Below are 714 nucleotides of genomic sequence, written 5' to 3'. Positions count from 1 at the left end.
AATCCAAAGTTAAAATGGGAAACTGTACGTAAATTTAATTTAGGAGCTGATTTAGCTTTATTCAATGAGCGTTTTAATGCATCTTTAGATATTTACAATAACAAAACTACTGATATGATTACTTACGAAACCATCAATACAACAAGTGGTTTTGATTATATCGTATCAAATAGTGGTACCATGAAAACCCAAGGAATTGAATTGGGTCTTAACAGTAGAATTATAAACACATCGGATATGAAATTCGATTTAGGTATAAACTTATCCAAATACAAAAATGAAGTTTTAGGAATGCCAAACAACCGAATTATTACTCAGTTTGGTGGAGCAACTTACATAACTGATGAAGGACAAGATGCAAACCTATTTTTCGGCTATCAAGCTAATGGTGTTTATAGTACTACTGCTCAAGCTAATGCCGCAGGTTTATCACGTCGCTTAGAAAACGGTAGTTTAATGCCTTTTGCTGGTGGTGATGTTATATTTGAAGATCTTAACGGTGATAAGGTAATAGATGAAAACGACCGTAAAGTTATTGGCAATCCTAATCCTGATTTTACAGGTAGTGTGAGCACAAGCTTTACCTACAAACGATTAAGTATATCTGGTCTATTCAACTTTTCAGTAGGCAACGATTTATACAACGGTGTACGCCAAAACATTGAGAAAATGAGTGGTTACGAAAATCAAAGTACCGCTATACAAAACCGATGG

The 714-nt window shown here is 34.3% G+C and carries 1 protein-coding gene; it reads left to right on the top strand.

Features of this window, described 5'->3' with window-relative positions:
* On the top strand, nucleotides 1-714 hold a 714-nt coding region (locus ACGK9U_RS16110), incomplete at both ends, for a TonB-dependent receptor domain-containing protein (protein WP_394467584.1).

Source organism: Mariniflexile sp. HNIBRBA6329, assembly GCF_043558645.1.
GTDB lineage: Bacteria > Bacteroidota > Bacteroidia > Flavobacteriales > Flavobacteriaceae > Mariniflexile.
This window is presented reverse-complemented; position numbering and strand designations above follow the sequence as displayed.